Below are 17,714 nucleotides of genomic sequence, written 5' to 3' on the forward strand. Positions count from 1 at the left end.
CCGTCGAACCCCAGCCGACATCCCTGCCGACCAGACTTCCCGGCGCACCGCGCACTACCGTAACAGGCCCGGGTGACGCCGGCGCACTTACGCCTTCTTGACGCGAACCCCACGCGATCTTGACACCCGCGTCTCCCCGCAGAAGGGGTGCGAGCGGGCGGCCGGGGCGACGTAGGCTGGGCGCCGGAGGCCACTGATGCGCGCACGCGATCTCGCCGTCGACTTCCCGACGGTCACTCTGGACACCCCGGCGCTGGAAGCCGCGAAGCTCCTGGCGGAGCAGGACCTGCCAGGGCTCATCCTGGTCGACCCCGACGGGCGCCCCCTCAGCATCCTGCCCGGCACCCAGGTGCTGCGGCTCGCGGTGCCGGCGTACTGCCAGGACGACCCGGCGCTGGCCCGGGTGGTGGACGAGGCCCACGCCGACCTGTTCCTGCGCCGGCTCGGGGGCAGGACCGTGCGGGAGTGCCTGCCCGAGCAGCCGAAGGAGCTGCCGGTGGCCGACATGAAGGCGACCGTGCTGGAGCTGGCGGCGTTGATGGCGCGTACGCGCAGCCCGCTGGTCGCCGTGGTCGACGGGGGCCGGCTGGTGGGGGCGGTCACGCTGCAGTCGCTGCTGGACCACGTACTGGAGCTGTGACCCGCGCGGCCCTGGGTGCCGGGAGGAGGCGGGACGGCGTCGTAGGGTGGTCGCATGGCCAAGACCGCGGCACGACAGCCCGTACCCGCCCGGCGCGCGGACGCCGAGCGCAACATCGCCGCGATCCTCGCAGCCGGGACCAGGTTGCTCAGCGCCGACCCCACGGCCAGCGTGGCGGACATCGCCAAGGCCGCCGGGGTGGGCAGGGTGACGCTGTACGGCCACTTCCCGTCGCGGGAGGCGCTGGTGGACGCGGTGCTCGACCATGCGGTCGAGACGGCGGACGCGGTGCTGGCGGACGACTCGCTCGACACGGCCCCCGCACCCGAGGCCATGGCGCGGCTGCTGCGCTCGTCGTGGGAGGTGCTCGACCGGCACCGCCGGCTGTTCATGGCCGCCGACCGGGTGCTGGCCACGGAGCGGATCCGGGAGCACCACGAGCGGCCGCTGCGGCGGGTGGAGCGGCTCATCGTGCGCGGGCAGCGGGCGGGCGACTTCCGTACGGACCTGCCGTCGGGCTGGCTGGTGACCACGTTCTTCTCGATCATCCACAGCGCCGCGCAGGAGCGTGAGGCGGGGCGGCTCGCGCCCGAAGAGGTCGAGCTGGTGCTGACCAAGACCATGCTCTCGCTGCTCGCCCCCACCGGCAGGCCCGCCCGCCCGTAGCCCCACCGGCCCGGCGCGCGGGCTCTCGCGTCCCTCGGCATGCCCTACCCACGTATGGTTCATGCATGCTAACTTGAACATCGGTGTTCGAGTTAAGGAGGGTATCGGATGAGTCTTGATGCGGCTCCCGCCGGGCGGCGCACCGGCGGTTGGGGAGTGCTGGTGCTGCTGTGCCTGGCCCAGTTCATGCTGATCGTGGACATCACCGTCGTACAGGTGGCACTGCCGACCATCGGCCAGGACCTCGCGCTCGACCGCGAGTCCCTCACCTGGGTCGTGACCACGTACACGCTCTGCTTCGGCGGCCTGATGGTGCTCGGCGGGCGGCTCGCGGACGCGCTCGGCGCCCGCCGCACGCTCCTGGCGGGCCTGGGGCTGTTCACGGCGGCCTCGCTGCTGTGCGGGCTGGCCGGCAGCGGCGCCGCGCTCATCGCCGGGCGGGCGCTGCAGGGGGTCGGCGCGTCGCTGCTCTCCCCGGCGGCGCTGGCCGTCATCACCACTACCTTCCAGGGCGAGCGGCGCGGCCGGGCGCTCGGCGTCTGGGCGGCCATCGGCGGCACCGGGGCGGCCCTGGGCGTGCTGGTCGGCGGCGTGCTGACCGCCGGACCGGGATGGGCGTGGGTGTTCTTCGTCAACGTCCCCATCGGGCTGGTGGTGCTGGCGGCCGTGCCCGCCCTGGTGCCGCCCGCGCGAGGGAGAGGCGAGCGGGTCGACGTGCCCGGCGCGCTGGTGGTCACGCTGGCGACGGCGCTGCTGATCTACGGGCTGGTGGCGGCGGGCGACGCCGGCTGGGGCGCGGCGGGCACGGTGCTGCCGCTGGCCGGGTCGGTGCTGCTGTACGTCCTGTTCGTGGTGGTCGAGCGGTCGGTACGGTCACCGCTGATGCGCGCCGAGACCCTGGCCAGGCGGCCGGTGATCTCGGGGACGTTCGTCATGCTGGTGGCGACGGGGCTGATGCTGGGGCTGTTCTTCCTCAGCTCGCTCTACCTCCAGCACGTGCTGAGGTTCAGCGCGCTGGAGACGGGCCTGCTCTTCCTGCCCGTGGCGATCGCGATCACGATCGGGGCCCAGCTCGGCGGGCATCTCGTCGGCAAGCTCGGCGGGCGGCCGGTGACGGTGGCGTCCTTCGTGGTCACCGCGGCGGGCGCGGCGCTGATGACGCGCATCTCACCGGACGCGAGCGCGTACACCACACTGCTGCCGGGCTTCGTCCTGGCGGCGCTGGGCATCGGGCCGGCGTTCGTGACGGCCACCACGACGACCATGGCGAACATCCCGCCCGGCGAGAACGGCGTGGCCTCCGGCGTCATCAACACCTTCCACGAGCTCGGCGGCTCGATCGGCGTGGCCGCCGTCTCGACGGTCGCCGCGGCGAGCCTCGCGCCCGGCGCGGCGGGAGGCCTCGGAGGTTTCGTCGCGGGGCTCACGCTGTGCGCCATGGTCGCGGGGGTCGCGGCGGCCGTCTCGCTAGGGCTGGTGCCGCCGGGCCGACCGGCCACGACGTTCGTCGGTCACGGCCACGGTCACTGAGTAGAGGCAGGGCCTCTGTCCTCCGAGGAAAACCGGGATATCGCCGAAGACTCCGGCGCATTATCCTTCATTGATGGTCACCTTAAGCCGGGCGAGAGCGGTGAAGGCGTAGATGCCGCGACTGAGGCTGGCGCACCAGCAACTGCCCGGCGTGACCGTGATCGCCGTGATCGGCGAGATGGACGCCACCAACCGCGCCCAGCTCGAGGCGTACGTCGCGCAGGTCCAGCCGGCGCCCGCGGGGAAGCTGGTGTTCGACCTGTCGGAGGTGCCCTTCATGGACAGCTCGGGGCTGCACGTCCTGCTGACCTGCGCCACCAACTGCCTCAAGAACGGCGGCGCACTCCACCTGGCCGCCGTCCAGCGCATGCCCGCCCGGCTCTTCGAGCTGACCGGCGTCATGGCCCACGTGCCCGTGCACGACACGGTCGAGGGGGCCATCACCGCCGCTCTGGCCTCCTAGGAACGCTCCACCCGGGCCCACTCGCGGACGTTCCCGCCCGCCCAGCGGTCGAGCAGCTCGGCGTCGTGGCTGACGGCCAGCACCCCCGCCCCCGTGCGCTCCCGGTACGCCTCGATCCGGGCGACCAGGTGCGCCTGGGTCGAGGCGTCGAGCATGGTGGTCATCTCGTCGCAGATCAGGTAGCGGGGTTCGAGGGCCAGCGCCCGGGCCACGCAGGCCCGCTGGAGCTGCCCGTCCGACACCTCGTGCGGCCGCCGCCCGTACAGCTCGGGCGTCAGCCCCAGCTCCTCGGCCAGCCGGTGCGCCCGCTCCAGCGGGAGGCGGCCGGCGCGCAGCGGCTCGGCGATCACCTCCAGCAGCGTGAAGCGGGGGTCGACGGCAAGCCGGGGCTGCTGGAAGATCAGGCCGATCGAGGTGCGCCGGGGCGCCCGGTGCCGCCACCGCGTCACCGGCTCGCCGTCGAGGGTGACGGTGCCCGCCGACGGGCGCAGCAGCAGGGCGAGTACGCGGGCCAGCGTCGACTTGCCGCACCCGCTGGGCCCGGCCAGCCCGAGGACCTCGCCGGGCCGTACGGACAGCGACACCCCGTCGAGCACGCGGTGGCGGCCGAACGAGGCCGTGATCCCGGTGGCGTCAAGCATGATGGCAGGAGACCCCCTTCTCGTCGGTGGCGGGCAGTTCGGCGCACGCGGCTGTGGCCAGCGCGCAGCGGGGCCGGAAGGCGCAGCCGTCCGGGAGCCGGGTGAGCTCGGGCGGCAGGCCCGGGATCGGGACGAACCGCCGCGTCGGCAGCGCGTCCAGCAGCCCCCGCGCGTACGGGTGCCGCGGCCCGGCGAAGAACGCGCCCGCCTCCGAGCGCTCCACGATGCGGCTGGCGTACATGACCGCGATGTCGTCGGCCACCCGCTCGGCGGCGCGCAGGTCGTGCGTGATGACCAGCACCGCGCGGCCCTCGTCGCACAGGCGGCGCAGCTCGGCCATGGTCGCGTCCACGAGGGGCCGGTCCAGGCCGGTGGTGGGTTCGTCGGCCAGGATCAGCGGCGGGTCTCCGGCCAGGGCGAGGGCGTTGGCGACGCGCTGCGCCATGCCGCCCGAGAGCTGGTGCGGGTAGCGGTCGAGGTCCTGCGGGCGCAGGCCCGCGCGTTCGGCGAGCGCGTCGGGGGTCTCGGCGCGGCCGAGCTCGCGCAGGGTCTCGGCGAGCTGGGCACGGGCCGTGCGCACGGGGGTGAGGTGGGCGGCCGGGCTCTGCGGCACGAGTCCGATCAGGCGCCCGCGCACCCGCCGCGCGAGCGTCTTCTCGGACGCCGCCATCAGGTCAAGCGGGCCCTGCTCCGGCACGTCGAGCCAGGCGTGACCCGTGACGGCGGCGTTGCCGGGGAGCAGGCCGAGCAGGGCGTGCGCCATCACGGACTTGCCGCACCCGGACTCGCCGACGAGAGCGAGGCAGCGGCCCGCGCGCAGCTCGAAACGGGCGTCCGTGACGGCGTGCACGACCGCGCCGGGGATGCGGAAGCGTACCGACAGCCCGTCCACGCGTAGCCTCACAGCGCCAGCTCCGATCTCCAGCGCGGGTTCGCGCGGTCCCGCACGTACTGGGCCAGCCCCGACACCGCCAGCGTGGGCAGCAGGATCAGCAGCCCGGGGAAGAGGCTGGACCACCAGTCGCCCGCCAGCAGCGACCGCTGACCGTCGTTGATCATGTTCCCGAGCGAGGCCAGGTGGGCGGGCAGGCCCAGCCCGAGGAAGCTGAGCGCCGTCTCGTGCCAGATCGCGTGCGGGATCATCAGCACGGCCGCCAGCAGCAGCTGCGGCGCCAGGTTCGGCAGGAAGTGCCGGACCACGATCCGCAGCCGGCTCGACCCGCCGGAGATCGCCGCGTCCACGAACGGCCGGCCGCGCAGCGAGAGCACCTCGGAGCGCACGATCCGGGCGGCGGTCGTCCAGTGGGTGACGGCCACGGACACCACCACCGCGGTGGCGCCCGGCGCGAACAGCGCCACGATGAAGATGCCGAACAGCAGGTGCGGCAGCGAGTTGAAGCCGTCGACGACCCGCATCAGCACCCGGTCGGCGAGCCCGCCGGCGGCGCCCGCCACGAGCCCGACCAGCCCGCCGATGGTCACGCTGACCACCGCGGCCACCAGTCCCACCAGGAGCGAGACGCGCAGCCCGTAGATCGAGCGGATCAGCACGTCCCTGCCGACCTCGTCGGTGCCGAACGGATGGGCCCAGGTGGGCGGCAGCCCCGCGGCCCGCAGGTCCACCAGCTGCTGGTCGAGCCGTACGGCCAGCGGCACCAGCACCGCGGCCAGGACCAGCACGGCGAGCGTCGTCGCCGACAAGCGGTTGCGCGTCATCAGCTCACCCCGAGCACGCGCACGCGCGGGTCGGCCAGCGCGTACGCCAGGTCGGCCAGCAGGTTGCCGGCCACCACGGCGACCGTGGCCAGCAGCGTGAGCGCCGCCAGCAGCGGGAAGTCCACCGCCAGCGCCGCCTTGATCGTGGTGCCCGCCACGCCCGGCCAGGAGAACACCGCCTCCACCAGGATCGCCCCCGTCACCAGCTCGGGCACCCGCGCCCCCATGATCGTGACGAACGGCAGCAGCGCCGAGCGCAGCGCGTGCCGCAGCAGCACGGTGCGCTCGCGCAGCCCCCGCGCCCTGGCCCCGGTCACGAAGTCCTCCCGCAGCACGCCGATGACCGACTCCCGCACGAACAGCAGCAGCCACGACGACTGCGAGAACGCCAGCACCGCCACCGGCAGCACCAGGTGCCGCAGCAGGTCGGGCAGCGTCACCGTGGCGGAGGCGGCGTCGGTGAGCCCGCCCGCGGGCAGCCAGCCGAGCGTCACGGAGAACACCCAGATCGCCAGCAGGCCCACCCAGAAGACCGGCGCCGCCTCGTTGGTGAACGCCGTCCCGGTGACGAGCCGGTCCAGCCACGAGTCGCGCCGCCAGGCGGCCAGCGTGCCCACGGCCAGGCCGGCCACCAGCATCAGGACGAGCGCGCAGCCGACGACGAGCAGCGTCCAGCCCAGCCGCTCGCCGATCACCTGGGCGACCGGCAGCCGTAGCGACCTGGACTCGCCCAGGTCGCCGCCGAGCAGGTTGCCGAGCCAGGTGGCGTACTGCTCGGCGAGCGGCCGGTCCAGGCCCCAGTTCGCCCTGATCTCGGACATGATCTGCGGGCTGGTGACCATCGCCCGCTCGCCCAGGTACTGCCGTACGGGGTCGAACGGGGACGCCTTGGCCAGCGCGAACATCCCGAACGTCACCGCCAGCAGCAGCGGCACGGCGAACGCCAGCCGCCACGCCACGATCCTGACCCAGGTCACGAGGCGGGCTTCCAGCTCACGACCGTGCCGAGCAGGCCGCCGGTGGCGTGCTCGTGCGCCTCGACGCCCGGGGTGAGGCCGGTCCAGTTCCCGCGTACGACGTAGGTGTGCTTGAGGTAGACCAGGTACAGCCAGACGGCGTCGTCGCTGATGCGCTGCTGCACCTCGTCGTAGGCCTTCTTGCGGGCGGCCGGGTCGGACGTGCCGCGGCCCGCGTCGAGCAGCCGGTCCACGTCCGGGTTCCTGTAGTGGCCGGGGTTGAGGTAGCCCTGGCCGGAGAAGGACGAGTGGAACAGCTCGTAGTTGGTGTAGTCGGGGTCGTACGGGCTGCCCCAGCCCATGATGAGCGCGTCCTTCGACATGCGCTGGTCGATGGCGTCCCAGTCGAGCCCGGCCAGGCGCACGTCGATGCCGACGTGCTTGGCGTCGGAGGCGACGGCCAGCGCGAGCTCCTTGCGCAGCGAGTCGCCCGCCGGGTACATGAGCGTGAACCTGGCCGGGGTGCCGCCCTTGGCCCTGATGCCGTCCGCGCCGGCCTTCCAGCCTGCCTCCTCCAGCGTCGCCACCGCCTTGGCCCGGTCGGGGGCGGCGGAGCCGTTCACGGCGGGATTGTGCCAGTCGGTGCCGGGCGCGACCGGCCCGAACGCGGGGCTGCCCGAGCCCGCCAGGATCGCCGACACCATGGCGGCGCGGTCCACGGCCAGGCCGAGCGCCTTGCGGATGGCCAGGTCGCCGGTCACGGGCTGTTCGAGGGGGAACATCACGCCCCGGTAGTCGGCGGTCGGCACCTCGTGGACCGTCATGCCCGCCTGGCCCTTGAACCGGGCGACCGCCTTGGGCGGCAGCTCGGTGGCGGTGAACTCGCCCGCGGCCATCCTGGTCGCCCGCGCGTTGTCGTCGGAGGTGTACGCGAGCACCAGCTTCTTGATCGCCGGTGCCGCCCCCCAGTGACGCTCGTTGGCCTTGAGCGTGATCTTGTCGCCCTTGGTCCAGGACACGAACGCGTACGGGCCGGTGCCGGCGGGCGTGCCGGACACATCGGACCCCGCGGGGACGATGCCGAGCGTGGCCCGCTGCAGGATGGGCGCGTACGGGTACTTGAGGCGGAAGACGACCGTCCGCGGGTCGGGGGCGTCCACCTTCTCGATGGCGGCGTAGTCGCCCCTGATCGGCGAGTTGTTGGCGGCCTTCAGCACCTGCTCATAGGTGTACGCCACGTCGGCGCTGGTCAGCGCCTTGCCGTCGTGGAACGTGACACCCTGGCGCAACGTGAAGGTGACCTGCTTGCCGTCCACCTCGGGCAGCGACTCGGCCAGCGCGGGCTCCAGCTTCAGGTCGGGCGTGCGCCGCACCAGGCCGTCGAACATCAACGCCCCGCCGTCCGGCGCGTAACCGAGGACCGGGTTGAGCGAGTCGGGCTCGGACCCCAGCCCCAGCACGACCGTGTCCTGCGCGGGCTGCGAGGGAGCCGAACATCCCGTTAATCCCAGGACAATTGCCGCAAACAGTGCCAATCTGCGCCTCATGCAGGCGACCTTAGAGCGAAAGACTATCTGTTGCAAGGAGCTTGCAATAGTGGACGATCAGCCGGCGCCGAAGCACATGAACGTCGCGGCGGGCTCCCCCGCCGACGCCGCCGCCAGCGCGTCGGCCGGGGCGGCGCCCTCGGCCACGCCCCGGTGGTAGGCCGTCATGACCTCCTCGGCGACGTGGTCAGGCACCCGGGTGGGGCTGGAGATGACGGTGGACGTGCCCAGATAGAGCAGCGCCGCGGTGAAGCCGAGCAGCTCGTCGCCCGCCCGCACCACCGCCTGGCCCACGTCGCACGCCGACAGGACGACGTGCCCGGGCGCCCTGCCGAGCCGCTGCAGGTCGTACGCCATGAGCGGCCCGTCGGCCAGGTCCAGGCGGGAGAAGAACACGTTCTCGCGCTCGTGGTGCCCGTGCGCGGCGAAATGGGTGAAGGACGCGCCGTCCAGCGCATCGAGCGTGGCCGACACGGTGGCCAGCCCGCCGATGAGCCGGCGCGCCTTGGGGTGCACCGCCGCGAGCCGCTCGACCTCCGTCTCGGCGTGGTCCAGGCCGGGCCCGGCGACCAGGACGGGCGGGCCGCCGGGCCCGTACGGCTCCCGCCCCCGCCCGGCCGACAACCACACCAGCGCGGACGGCGCCACCACCAGGGGCCGGCCGCGCAGGTCGGGCAGCAGGCCCCAGGGCACGGCGGACAGGCCCATCGTCGGGATGACGACGATCCCCCGCGCGCCGGACAACGCCTGCCGCAGGGGCGCCATGACCGCGTCGGTGATGGTCGCCAGCTGCCGCCGGACGGACGCCTCGATCACTTCTCTCAGCGCGGGCCGCAGGATGCGCCCGGCCTGCGCGTTGAGGTCTCCGGCGAGCCGGCGGGCGGCCTCGGCGACCGGTTCGTACGCGCTGAGCTCGTACAGGCGGCACCGGCCGCGCGCGAGCACCAGCGCCAGCAGCCTGCCTCTGACGTTGAGCAGGCTGACCATGGCCTGGTCGCCGGCCGCCAGCGCCTCCTCGACGGCGCCGACGGAAACCGGGGCCAGTCCGGGGCCGACGCCGGGGAGCTGCCAGCCGCGTTCCCTGATCACCTGCTCCAGCTCCAGGCAGCGCCTGCGCAGCCCGGGCTGCCGGCGTCCCGCGGCCTCGTCGGCGCGCATCCGCTCGGCGAGCTGGCGCAGCTCGGCCAGCGCCTCGGCGGTCGCGGGATCCTCGGGGGCGCGCGTCGGGCGATGGCGGAACGCCTGCGCCCGGCAGCGCTCCGACCACGCGAACACCTGCCTGGCCGATCCGCCGGCCAGCGCCGTGGTGAGCCCGTACGCGGCCAGGTCCGCGCCTAGCGCGGCGACGCCGGTCAGCAGGTCGAGGCTGCCCAGCCGGCCGCGGTGCGAGTGCACGAGCGCCAGCCCGGCCCGCACCCGGCGCAGCGCCAGGCCCCGCTCCCCGTGCGCGCCCGCCAGTTCGGCGGCGGCGAGGTGCCGCATCAGCCGCACCTCCAGCGACGCCCTCCGCGACACCACTACGCCTCCAGCCGCGGCGGCCGTTGCTTCGGGGAGGCGGCCTGCGGCGATCAGCGCCCTGACCGAGACCAGCCGGGCCAGCTCGGCGTCGTCCGCCATGTCGAACGCGGCGAACCCCGCCGACAGCTCCGCCGCCCGCCTGGCCACCCGCCCCGCCGCGCCCGCCTCCTCACCGCGCAGGCGCATGAGCGCCGCGCGCAGCGCCCACACCGTGCTCCCCCGGCGCCTGAAGTGCGTCTCCGCGCGCCGCGCCCGGGCGCGCGCCTCGGCGAGCCGGCCCGCGTCGAGCGCGCACTGGGCCCGGGCCAGCTCGGCCTCGGCGTAGTCCTGCATCAGGCGCTGCCTGCGGAACCCGTCGATGGCCCGGTCGAGCGTGCGCCCCGCCTCGTCCGTCAAGCCGACCGCCAGCAGCGCCCTGGCGCGGTCGAGCGCGAGCACCGGGCGGAAGCCGGGATTGACGTCCTCGTAGAGCCGGTCCACTCGGGCGAACACGGCCAGCGCCGCCGGCACGTCGCCGAGCAGCAGGTCGCAGTAGCCGTCGTTGTGCAGGGCCTTGGCCGCGATCACCTCGTGCCCTTGGGCGTGGGCGACCTGCGCGCTGCGGCGCGCGTCGTCCCTGGCCAGGCGGATCCGGCCGGCCATGAGGTGGATGACCGACCGGTTGAGCAGCACCCTGGCCAGCTCGACCCGGTCGCCGCCGGCGAGCATGGGCGCGGCGATGTCCAGCTCCCGGAGCGCCTCGGTGCCGGCGCCCATGCGCAGGTGCATCAGGCCGCGCTGGGCGTGCACGATGGCCAGCTCGGCCGGGGGCGCGCGGCGCTGGGCCCGGTCGAGCAGCTCCATCCCGAGCTCGGTCCGCCCCTGCTCGGCCTCGGCGTGCGCGAGGCTGGTCAGCACCCGGGCGACCAGGTCGTCAGCCCCGCCGCCACCCTCGACCGCGGAACCACCGTCGGCCGCGGAACCGCCGTCGGGCGCGGAACCGCCTTCGGGCGCCGATTCGAGCAGGGCGAGGGCCCGGCGGAGCCTGCGGGCGGCCAGGGCCGGGCGGCCGTTGTCGGTCGCCTCGACGCTGAGCCGGTGCAGGCGCTCCACCCGCTCCCGGAGCGACGCTGCACGCCCGCTGTCCCGCAATCGCGCCTCGCGGTGGTCAGAGAATGAGTGAGGGCGTCACCGCCAGTATCGTCGCCCGCGCCGGATCGTCCAGTCCCTGGCGCACCACGAGTTGCGACAGGCCACGCGGCACCGCGTCCAGGACGAAGCGGCCCTGGTCGTCGGCCCTGACCGTGCGCGGGCCCTCGCCGGTGCGCAGCTCGACCAGGTGGTCGCCGGGCGGCGCGAGCCAGCCGTCCACGCGTACGGCGTCCTCGTCCCGCGCGGTCACGCTGATCATGATCGTGAGGACCTCGCTGTCGAAGGTGATCGTACGGCTGTCCTCACCGCCCCTGACGCCCGCCGGCAGCGGGGCGTCCTCCTGCGGGCGGAGGACCTCGAAGTCCAGCTCGGGGGATTCGAGGGCCAGGGCGAACTGCAGGCGTTCGACCAGCGTGGCGGGGACGGGGTCGACGGTGCGGTAGACGTCGGCGATGTCCTCGATGAGGAGCTGGTCCTCGGCGGTGAAGAAGGGAGGGTCGGTCCCGTCGGCCGTGTTCATCGGGGGCTCCAATCCGGATCCTTCGCGAGCAGGCGGCGTAGCTTCGCGAAGCACCGGCCGCGCGTGGGTCCGATGCTGCCCATCGGCATGCCCAGAGCGGCGGCCACGGCATCGTAGTGCGGACGAGGCACGAAGGCGATGATCCTGAGCAGCTCGCCGCACCGCTTGGGCAGGCTCTCCACGGCCTGCCAGAGTGCGCGCCGCCGCTCGTCGTCCACGAGGAGCTCGTCCGGCGTCAGCACGGTGTCGGGCAGCTCCTCGAACGCGTCGTCGCCCGGCAGGTCGTCCTTGCGCGAGGAGGCGCTGACCCGCCACGCCTCGCGCCGGGCGGTGGTGACGAGCCATTCGATCAGCGCGCCCGGCGCCGAGATGGCGTGCAGGTGGCGCAGCAGGATCAGCCAGGTCGTCTGGACGACGTCCTCGGCCGCCTGCGGGCTCAGGCCCTGGTTCCTGGCGGTGTGCCAGAGCACGGGCGTGAGCTCGGCCACGATGGCGTCCAGCGCGCCGCTCTTGCCCTCCCGGGCCTCGACCAGCAGGGCGGCCAGCCGGTCGCGGCGCCGGCCGGGAGCGGGCGCGCGTTCGAGTGCGGGGTCACCGGTCATCAGATGGGTACGATCTCCGGCCGCACGGCCTTGTCGTCGACCATCGCGCCGACGACCTGCCTGGCCCGCTGGACGGGATCGACGCCCACCTGGCCGAGGGTCTTGGTGAGCTCGGCGGCGATGGTGCCGGCGACGATCGGGGCGGCGAACGACGTGCCGCTCCAGCCGCAGAACGGCCCCATGGCGTCGCAGTCGAGCGAGGCGCGCTCGCCCGTGGTGAGCATCGCGTTCTGGGCGCCCCTGAACTTCGGCGGGAACGTGCTGACCACCATCGCGCCTGGAGCGCGCCACCGCACGGCGGGGTGCTCGTTGCTGAAGATGGCGATCGTGCCGTCGGGGTTCTTGGCGGCGACGCCCAGCATGGGCGCCAGCGGCGGGCCGGGCACGGCGGTCTCGGACAGCGCGGCGAGGTAGAACGGCCTGGTCGTGGCGTAGTTGCCGGCGGCGTTGACCACGATGACGCCGCGCGCCCGCAGCTGGTTGACCTTGTCGAACAGCGCCTGCATGGCCGGGTCGCCCGCCTCGGAGAAGCCGCCGAAGGAGCAGCACAGCACGTCCACGGCGGTGCCGGAGGCCATGAGCGCCAGCAGCCGGTCGAGCGCCGCGTGCACGGCCTCGAGGGGGACCACGCCGTCGCTGTGCATGACCTTGTACATGAGCACGCGGGCGTCCGGCGCGATCTGCGCGACGAGGCCGGCGAGCATGAGGCCGTGCCCGGTGTGGGAGTTCAGTACGCCGATGAGCGGGTTGGGCAGCTCGCCGAGGTCCTCGTAGCCGACGAGCTTGGCGACGTCGCGGCCCTGGTAGGCAGGGTGGGAGTCCTCGATGAGCTGCTGCCCGGCCGGATCGACGGTGAGGAAGGCGTCCGGGTCGGTCACCGGCTTGAACCAGGGGTGCTCCGCCACGCCGGTGTCCAGCGTGACCACCGTGATCCTGCGCCCGCCGAGCTGGGCGAGCGACCTGCGGCGCGGCGGCCCGGCCACCACGGTCACGGGCACGCGCCCGTACCCCGGCCGGGCGCTCGTCTGCGGCTCCTCGATGACGGCGTGGCCGCTCGTGGCGGGCTCGCCGCCCAGGCTGAGCGAGCCGATGCCGGTCGTGGCCGAGCCCACGAACAGGTGGTCCAGCGAGATCGTGGCGAGCACCGCCTTGAACGGCCACCCGTCGGACTCGGCGCGCAGCGCCCTGCGCACGACGCGGAGGGCCCGCCAGGCGTCGACGTCGACGTCGTGCGCCTCCTTCTGGATCTCCAGCAGGCCGGGCAGCCAGACGGTCTCGCGCCCGTAGTCCCGCTCGCGGGCGCGTCTGACGCTGACCGGCGAGAGCTCCAGCTGGATCCCGGACAGCGCCCGGTTGATCCAGGAGACCACCTCGTCGGAGCGGAGCGCCTGCCCGGGGAAGAGCAGCACGTCCGAACGGTAGACCGTGGAGTCGGGCCGGCGCTCGCCCGGGTCGAGGGGGGCGTCCCAGGGGTCGAGGATCCTGGCGCCGTGCCGGTCCAGGATCTCGCGGGGAAGCGTGATGCCCTGCCAGGGCGGCCCGAAGCGTTCGGAGCCGCCCGATGTAGCTGGTTCGCGGATGTAGTCGATGGTCATCTCACCGTCTCCGTTCTTCCCTCTGTGGCGTACGAGAGCGGGGCACCCGCCTCGATACGAGAGGTCGATAACGGAATGGTCACGATCCCGTCGGGTGGATCCCGCGGAGCATCATGCCCTGGCCCCGGGAGCGGTGGACGTCGTCGGCGGGCTGGTCCTCGGGGTCGCGGTACTGGATGAGCAGGGTCGTACGCGCCTCGTCCGCCCGGTTGACCCCGGATCCGTGCACGGTGAGATAGCTGAGGAACAGCACGTCCCCGGCCTCCGCCTCGACCGGGACGGCGGCCTCCAGCGGCCACTCCGCGAGCGGCAGGTGCCACCCGCCCTCCTCCAGGTGCGGCAGCGGCCCGTACCTGTGGCTGCCCGGCACCACGCGCACGCACCCCTTCTCCTCGGGCGCGGCGTCGAAGTGGAAGATCGCCGCACCCACGGTGTGGCGGGTGTGCGGGAAGTGCGCGGCGTCCTGGTGCATGGGGAACGGCGAGCCCTTCTCGGCGGGCTTGACGAAGATCTTGGTGTGGTGGAGCTGCACGTTCTCCGAGCCCATCAGGGCCGCCGCCACGTCGGTGAAGCGCGGATCCACCATGAGCCGGGCGAAGGCGGCCGAGTGGAACTGCGCGTCGTGGCAGTGCCGCAGCTCGGTCCCCGCCCCGCCGATCTCCCGGGCGCTCCCCCACGTGGGGTCCGTCGGGCGCAGCCGCCCGAGCACCGCGTGACACTCCTCCCGGTACGCCCGCGCCTCCGCCGCGCCGAGCAGCCCTTTGACCAGCAGGTAGCCGTTGTCCTGGTAGAACCGCACCATCGCCGAATCGGTCATCGCACTCTCCCGCGCGTCCGCCCCGTGCCGTCCCTCCGAGTGATTCCCACTCCTGCGGGTGCGCTCGCAACCGTCGCCGCCGGTGCGGGAGACTGGCGGGGTGACCACCGAGAACGCCGATCGCCCCGGTCCACCCGTGACCAGCCCCTCGATCGTCCTGCTCACGCTGGCGCGCCGGATCGAGACCGAGCTGGCCGCCGCGCTGGCCCCGCTCGACCTCACGGTCGGCCGGCTGGGCCTGCTCGGTCACATCGCCGGCGTGCCCGGGGTGTCGTTCAGCGAGCTGGCGCGGATGTCGGGGACGACGGTCCAGAGCGTGCACACCGCGGTGAAGGCGCTGGTCGCGGCGGGGCTGGTGCGCGACAGCACGGCCCGCGCCGGGTCGGCGTCGACGATCGAGCTGACGCCCGAGGGCGCCCGCCTGCTGGAGGCGGCCACAGGCGTGGTGTCCCAGGTGGACGACCTGCTGTTCGGGCCGGAGGCCGACCCGATCCAGCGCCAGATCGCCGACGCCGTCCACGCCGCCTTCGCCGGGGTCAGGCCGGTACGCGGGAGCGACGCCAGGCGTACGAGCTGACCGCGATGCCCGCCACCGTGACCGCCGCGCCCACGACGTAGAGGGAGCGCAGCCCGAGCCCGCCGTCGATGACGCGGCCGCCGAGCCAGGCGGCGAACGCGGCGGCCAGCTGGTAGGCGGAGGCGTTCACCGCCATGGCCAGGGTGGGCGCCGCCGAGGCGGTGGCCAGGACGCGCGCCTGCATGCCGGGAATGACCGCGAACCCCGCCGCGCCCAGCACGAACACCATGACCGCCGTCACCGCCATGCTGCCGCTGCCCGCCCACATGAGGACGAGCACCGCCGCGAGGACGCCCATCAGCCCGAGCTGCGCGGCCATCGGGGCCCGGTCCGACAGCCGGCCGCCGAGGAAGTTGCCCACGGCCGCGCCCACCCCGTACACCAGCAGGAGGGCCGCCACCGCGCCGCCGGCGAAGCCGGTGACGTCCGTGACCAGGGGCGCGAAGAAGGTGAACACCATGAGCAGCCCCGCGTTGCCCACGGCCGTGACCGCGATGGCGAGCCGCACGTCCGGGGAGCTGAACACCCGCAGCTCGCTCATGGCCGAGCCCCCGCCGGACGGCTCGCGCACGTCCGGCACCAGCCGCGCGACCAGCGCGAACCCGGCCGCGCAGCACGCCGAGACCACCAGGAACGTGGCCCGCCAGCCGTGGTCGTTCCCGATGAAGGTGCCGATCGGCGCGCCCAGGATCATCGACAGGTTCATGCCGAAGACGAGCTTGGAGACGGTGGAGGCCTGCTTGCCCGGCGCGGCGGTGGACACCGCGATGACGATCGCGTTGGCGAAGAACGTGGACGTCACCAGCGCCGTGACGATCCGGGCCGCGAAGAGCACGCCGTACGCGGGGGCGAGCGCGGAGGCCAGGTTTCCGGCGATCGTGATCCCGAGCAGCACCAGGATGAGCGGCTTGCGCGGGAAACGGGCGGTGAGCGCCGTCAGCACGGGCCCGCCGACGATCATCCCGATGGCGTACGCCGTCACCAGCAGCCCGGCGGCCGGGATCGAGACCTTCAGGTCGGCGGCGATGCCGGGAAGGATGCCGGCGATGACGAACTCGCCGGTCGTGATCCCGAACACGCACAACATCAGCGACGGCACACTGAGCCTCATCGATCTTCTCTCTCTTTCTTTACAGATCAGTACAGAACTAGGGCGGCAAAAAGGCCGCGGCTCGATGGACCGCGGCCAGGTCTTCTACAGGGCGGCGACGGCCCCGTCGACGACGTCGAGGAGGGCGTCCCGGTCGTCGGTGACCTTCGCGAGCACGCGCAGGCCGTAGTAGGCGCTCTGGAAGGCCCGCGCCACCTGCCGCGGCGGCCGGTCCGACGACAGCTCACCCGTGCTCTGGCCGATCTCGACCAGCCGCTGGAGCGCCTGCTCCAGGTCGGTGAACTGCCGCCGCACCAGCCCCGCGACCGCCTCGGTGCGCCCGCTGGTCTCGGTGGCGGCGTTGAGCGCCAGGCAGCCGCGCCGGCCCGGGTCCGCCATGTCGGCGTCGATCACGCCGAGCATGAGGTCCCTGAGCCGCGCGCGCACCGACCCGGGCTCGGCCAGCATCGCCAGCTGCGCTTCGGCCCTGGTCTCGGCGTACCGGCGGATCGCCTCCTCGTAGAGGCGGTGCTTGCTGCCGAAGGCGTTGTAGAGGCTGCCGCGGCCGAGACCGGTGCGCTCGCACAAATCCTGGGTGGAGGTCGCCTCGTACCCCTTCTCCCAGAAGACCTCCATCGCGGCGTCGACGACCGCCCGATCACTGAACTCCCGTGGCCTGCCCATGGGAGGGAGGCTACCGGATTTTGTACAGACCAGTAAAGAACCCCGCGCTAGGGCGTGGCGGCGCAGTACTCGCCGCTCTGGCTGCCGGCGCGCATGCACACCCGGTCCCCGCTGACCAGCACCAGGGCGGGCCGGAAGTCCCCTTCGAGCGTGGTGCCGGCGGTGGTCGTCGTGAGGGAACCGGGGGTGAGAGAGCCGTTGACCGTGAAGGTGAAGGCGGCCGTGGTCGGCGCGGGCTGGATCGTGAACCAGTAGTAGTAGTCGCCGGGCACCCCGCGGACCTCCTGGCAGACGGCCCCCTCCGGTGGGCAGGTGACGCTCGCCTGGGCCGGGGACACTCCCCCGAACGAGAGGATCCCGGCGGCCACGGACACGGCGAGGGCACGGAGCATATTTCGTCACCTTTTCTTCCTCAGGAAACCCGGACCTTCATCATGCGATCGATCATCGGAGCTTTCCAGCCGGGCCCTCGGGGTTACACGGCGTCGATCCGTTGGCAGAGGCCGTAGACGAATCGGGCGCGGTAAGTCGCGCTCCCGTGGCCGAAGTCGACCGCCCAATGGTGCGGGGCCTGGCCCTCTTGGTGTACGGCGCCGGGGAAGCTCGCGGCGACGTCGGCGACCACGCAGCTCCAGGGCTCCAGCTCGGCGAAGGACAGCGTTTTGGGGTCCCCGGGGCGGACGAACCACTGGTTCCACGTCTCGCCGCCGGGCCCGTACAGGACCTCGAACTCCAGGCCGGGCCAGGACGGCAGGGCCCAGCGGAGCACGCCGCAGGTCAGGCTGCCCACGGCGGTCGTGCCCTCGTACGCGGGGCGGCCGAGCAGCGGCCGCAGCGTCTTCGGCGCCCGCGGCGAGTGGAGAACCCTCGTCCACTGGGCATGCGCGGCCCGAAGCTCCGCCCTGGACGCGCCCATGACCCCGAGCGCCTCCTCGACCCGCGCGGGGTTGAGATCGCGCATCCGGTGCATCAAGGACAGTTCGAACTGCCGCACGCCGAATCCCACTCCCCCGTTTTACCT

General features: G+C 73.4%; 19 protein-coding genes. 5 read left to right on the plus strand and 14 right to left on the minus strand.

The features are described 5' to 3' along the window. Nucleotides 1-196: 196 nt before the first annotated feature. The 4 genes from ACIBI9_RS36390 to ACIBI9_RS36405 all read left to right on the plus strand — a co-directional run bounded on the left by ACIBI9_RS36390 (nt 197) and on the right by ACIBI9_RS36405 (nt 3,299). On the plus strand, nt 197-640 hold the full coding sequence (locus ACIBI9_RS36390; RefSeq protein ID WP_397228937.1) for a CBS domain-containing protein: 444 nt from the start codon (nt 197-199) through the stop codon (nt 638-640). A gap of 54 nt (nt 641-694) precedes the next feature. Then, on the plus strand, nt 695-1,306 hold the full coding sequence (locus ACIBI9_RS36395; protein WP_397228939.1) for a TetR/AcrR family transcriptional regulator: 612 nt from the start codon (nt 695-697) through the stop codon (nt 1,304-1,306). 108 nt (nt 1,307-1,414) lie between these two features. Then, nucleotides 1,415-2,836, plus strand: a complete 1,422-nt coding sequence (locus tag ACIBI9_RS36400) for an MFS transporter (protein WP_397228941.1) — start codon at nt 1,415-1,417, stop codon at nt 2,834-2,836. A gap of 112 nt (nt 2,837-2,948) precedes the next feature. After that, on the plus strand, nt 2,949-3,299 hold the full coding sequence (locus tag ACIBI9_RS36405; RefSeq protein ID WP_397228943.1) for an STAS domain-containing protein: 351 nt from the start codon (nt 2,949-2,951) through the stop codon (nt 3,297-3,299). Here the strand turns inward: ACIBI9_RS36405 and ACIBI9_RS36410 are convergent. The 10 genes from ACIBI9_RS36410 to ACIBI9_RS36455 all read right to left on the minus strand — a co-directional run bounded on the left by ACIBI9_RS36410 (nt 3,296) and on the right by ACIBI9_RS36455 (nt 14,342). After that, nucleotides 3,296-3,940, minus strand: coding sequence for an ABC transporter ATP-binding protein (locus ACIBI9_RS36410; protein ID WP_397228945.1), 645 nt, complete (start codon nt 3,938-3,940; stop codon nt 3,296-3,298). The two genes, ACIBI9_RS36405 and ACIBI9_RS36410, sit on opposite strands and share 4 nt — an antisense overlap. Continuing rightward, nucleotides 3,933-4,844, minus strand: a complete 912-nt coding sequence (locus ACIBI9_RS36415; RefSeq protein ID WP_397228947.1) for an ABC transporter ATP-binding protein — start codon at nt 4,842-4,844, stop codon at nt 3,933-3,935. Before ACIBI9_RS36415 ends, ACIBI9_RS36410 begins: the two co-directional genes overlap by 8 nt. Continuing rightward, nucleotides 4,841-5,656: an ABC transporter permease gene (locus ACIBI9_RS36420; RefSeq protein ID WP_397228949.1), complete on the minus strand. Its 816-nt coding sequence runs from the start codon at nt 5,654-5,656 to the stop codon at nt 4,841-4,843. The genes ACIBI9_RS36415 and ACIBI9_RS36420 overlap by 4 nt, the downstream gene beginning before the upstream one ends. Continuing rightward, complete coding sequence (locus ACIBI9_RS36425; protein ID WP_397228951.1) at nt 5,656-6,633, minus strand: ABC transporter permease; 978 nt, start codon at nt 6,631-6,633, stop codon at nt 5,656-5,658. Before ACIBI9_RS36425 ends, ACIBI9_RS36420 begins: the two co-directional genes overlap by 1 nt. Then, nucleotides 6,630-8,072 carry an ABC transporter substrate-binding protein gene (locus ACIBI9_RS36430; RefSeq protein WP_397228953.1) on the minus strand — a complete coding sequence of 481 codons (1,443 nt, stop codon included), beginning with the start codon at nt 8,070-8,072 and terminating at the stop codon, nt 6,630-6,632. The genes ACIBI9_RS36425 and ACIBI9_RS36430 overlap by 4 nt, the downstream gene beginning before the upstream one ends. Nucleotides 8,073-8,216: 144 nt before the next feature. After that, on the minus strand, nt 8,217-10,769 hold the full coding sequence (locus tag ACIBI9_RS36435; protein WP_397228955.1) for a CHAT domain-containing protein: 2,553 nt from the start codon (nt 10,767-10,769) through the stop codon (nt 8,217-8,219). Between the two features lie 55 nt (nt 10,770-10,824). Beyond that, on the minus strand, nt 10,825-11,328 hold the full coding sequence (locus ACIBI9_RS36440) for a hypothetical protein (protein WP_397228957.1): 504 nt from the start codon (nt 11,326-11,328) through the stop codon (nt 10,825-10,827). After that, nucleotides 11,325-11,930 (minus strand): RNA polymerase sigma factor, encoded by a 606-nt coding sequence (locus ACIBI9_RS36445; protein ID WP_397228959.1) that lies wholly within the window; start codon nt 11,928-11,930, stop codon nt 11,325-11,327. The genes ACIBI9_RS36440 and ACIBI9_RS36445 overlap by 4 nt, the downstream gene beginning before the upstream one ends. Then, nucleotides 11,930-13,525, minus strand: coding sequence for a S8 family peptidase (locus tag ACIBI9_RS36450; RefSeq protein WP_397228961.1), 1,596 nt, complete (start codon nt 13,523-13,525; stop codon nt 11,930-11,932). Before ACIBI9_RS36450 ends, ACIBI9_RS36445 begins: the two co-directional genes overlap by 1 nt. A 79-nt stretch (nt 13,526-13,604) precedes the next feature. Next, nucleotides 13,605-14,342 (minus strand): phytanoyl-CoA dioxygenase family protein, encoded by a 738-nt coding sequence (locus tag ACIBI9_RS36455; protein ID WP_397228963.1) that lies wholly within the window; start codon nt 14,340-14,342, stop codon nt 13,605-13,607. A gap of 100 nt (nt 14,343-14,442) precedes the next feature. Here ACIBI9_RS36455 and ACIBI9_RS36460 point away from each other — a divergent pair, with 100 nt between their 5' ends. Then, a complete protein-coding gene (locus tag ACIBI9_RS36460) occupies nt 14,443-14,919 on the plus strand; it encodes a MarR family winged helix-turn-helix transcriptional regulator (RefSeq protein WP_397228965.1) in 477 nt (158 codons plus the stop codon). Here the strand turns inward: ACIBI9_RS36460 and ACIBI9_RS36465 are convergent. From ACIBI9_RS36465 to ACIBI9_RS36480, 4 genes are all read right to left on the minus strand, one after another. Then, on the minus strand, nt 14,879-16,030 hold the full coding sequence (locus tag ACIBI9_RS36465) for an MFS transporter (RefSeq protein WP_397228967.1): 1,152 nt from the start codon (nt 16,028-16,030) through the stop codon (nt 14,879-14,881). The genes ACIBI9_RS36460 and ACIBI9_RS36465 overlap by 41 nt on opposite strands. 84 nt (nt 16,031-16,114) lie before the next feature. Next, nucleotides 16,115-16,693, minus strand: coding sequence for a TetR/AcrR family transcriptional regulator (locus ACIBI9_RS36470; RefSeq protein ID WP_397228969.1), 579 nt, complete (start codon nt 16,691-16,693; stop codon nt 16,115-16,117). A 47-nt stretch (nt 16,694-16,740) separates the two neighbouring features. Next, entirely contained in the window at nt 16,741-17,085 is a 345-nt protein-coding gene (locus tag ACIBI9_RS36475; RefSeq protein WP_397228971.1) for a hypothetical protein, read from the minus strand. Nucleotides 17,086-17,168: 83 nt separating this feature from the next. Beyond that, nucleotides 17,169-17,687 carry a hypothetical protein gene (locus tag ACIBI9_RS36480; protein WP_397228973.1) on the minus strand — a complete coding sequence of 173 codons (519 nt, stop codon included), beginning with the start codon at nt 17,685-17,687 and terminating at the stop codon, nt 17,169-17,171. Nucleotides 17,688-17,714: the final 27 nt, after the last annotated feature.

The organism is Nonomuraea sp. NPDC050451, assembly GCF_044458585.1.

What these genes read in the sequence shown, in the direction of transcription:
- ACIBI9_RS36445 (WP_397228959.1), bottom strand. Translation starts at nt 11,930, where the DNA reads ATGACCGGTGACCCCGCACTCGAACGCGCGCCCGCTCCCGGCCGGCGC.
- ACIBI9_RS36470 (WP_397228969.1), bottom strand. Translation starts at nt 16,693, where the DNA reads ATGGGCAGGCCACGGGAGTTCAGTGATCGGGCGGTCGTCGACGCCGCG.
- ACIBI9_RS36395 (WP_397228939.1), top strand. Translation starts at nt 695, where the DNA reads ATGGCCAAGACCGCGGCACGACAGCCCGTACCCGCCCGGCGCGCGGAC.
- ACIBI9_RS36440 (WP_397228957.1), bottom strand. Translation starts at nt 11,328, where the DNA reads ATGAACACGGCCGACGGGACCGACCCTCCCTTCTTCACCGCCGAGGAC.
- ACIBI9_RS36390 (WP_397228937.1), top strand. Translation starts at nt 197, where the DNA reads ATGCGCGCACGCGATCTCGCCGTCGACTTCCCGACGGTCACTCTGGAC.
- ACIBI9_RS36475 (WP_397228971.1), bottom strand. Translation starts at nt 17,085, where the DNA reads ATGCTCCGTGCCCTCGCCGTGTCCGTGGCCGCCGGGATCCTCTCGTTC.
- ACIBI9_RS36450 (WP_397228961.1), bottom strand. Translation starts at nt 13,525, where the DNA reads ATGACCATCGACTACATCCGCGAACCAGCTACATCGGGCGGCTCCGAA.
- ACIBI9_RS36455 (WP_397228963.1), bottom strand. Translation starts at nt 14,342, where the DNA reads ATGACCGATTCGGCGATGGTGCGGTTCTACCAGGACAACGGCTACCTG.
- ACIBI9_RS36410 (WP_397228945.1), bottom strand. Translation starts at nt 3,940, where the DNA reads ATGCTTGACGCCACCGGGATCACGGCCTCGTTCGGCCGCCACCGCGTG.
- ACIBI9_RS36405 (WP_397228943.1), top strand. Translation starts at nt 2,949, where the DNA reads ATGCCGCGACTGAGGCTGGCGCACCAGCAACTGCCCGGCGTGACCGTG.
- ACIBI9_RS36465 (WP_397228967.1), bottom strand. Translation starts at nt 16,030, where the DNA reads ATGAGGCTCAGTGTGCCGTCGCTGATGTTGTGCGTGTTCGGGATCACG.
- ACIBI9_RS36400 (WP_397228941.1), top strand. Translation starts at nt 1,415, where the DNA reads ATGAGTCTTGATGCGGCTCCCGCCGGGCGGCGCACCGGCGGTTGGGGA.
- ACIBI9_RS36420 (WP_397228949.1), bottom strand. Translation starts at nt 5,656, where the DNA reads ATGACGCGCAACCGCTTGTCGGCGACGACGCTCGCCGTGCTGGTCCTG.